1 protein-coding gene and 1 pseudogene are annotated in these 762 nt (G+C 51.3%); both read right to left on the bottom strand.

Annotation, left to right across the window (positions count from 1 at the left end):
• Nucleotides 1–116: pseudogene (locus AC1DH9_RS30165) on the bottom strand (ArsC family reductase); the annotation flags it as partial.
• 273 nt (nt 117–389) lie between these two features.
• On the bottom strand, nt 390–762 hold a 373-nt coding region (locus AC1DH9_RS30160), incomplete at its 5' end, for a M12 family metallopeptidase (RefSeq protein WP_477809455.1).

Here is a 762-nt window from a genome sequence, read left to right as displayed (position 1 = left end):
AGCCAGGTGCGCGCCTTTTTCATGGTGTCGCAGGCTTTGATGCCGAAAAGGTGCAACGTTTTGCTTGAAGCGGTCAAGGAATTGCCCCCCTTGGAGTGCTGGAAACGAAAGGTGATGGATTATGCCATGACCGGACGGGTTCGCGTCGGCTGTGGTCGGGTTTGTCTTTTTATTGTGGTCATCTGCCGTTTCGTGCGAGATGTTGGCGCAATGGTCAGTCCAGGCGGCTGCCTGAAAAGCACTGCGGGCGCAGCGCCTGTAACTGTATAGCCACAGCCTGTCATCACCCATCGGATGATGACAGGCTGTGCGAGGTATTGAGTGAACTGGATTTAAGTGGGGCTAAGCCGGAGCAGTAAAGTAACTGTATTAAATAGGTGCTATCAGTGTTATGGATAAATCGCGCGTATGGCGGCGATGTCCCCTTCGCTGATGTGCCTGTTTAAAGGTTGATGCCAGTTGCCCACGGTGAGTTCGTTGTGAACTTGGTAATGCATTGCTGAGTGCCGGTCGTAGGGGGTGTAAGTTCGATTGGTCGTGCGCTCAAGTGGAAAGACGTTGGCGTCAACTTGCTCTCTGGAAAGATTAGCCGTTGCTGCAAAATGGTAATATGCTTTTTCTCGGTCCCAAGGTATTTCGGCATCCGGATGTTGATGTTCATGGCCCAGGCCTAGCGCGTGTCCAAATTCATGAATTACGATGCTCTCGAAATTGGGAGAAGAAAAGTCGGTTTGAAAAAAAGACATTGATGGCGCTTGGGGG

The organism is Pseudomonas sp. 05T35 (assembly GCF_056396605.1).
The sequence above is the reverse complement of the archived record's forward strand: the minus strand, read 5'-3'. Positions and strand labels throughout refer to the sequence as shown.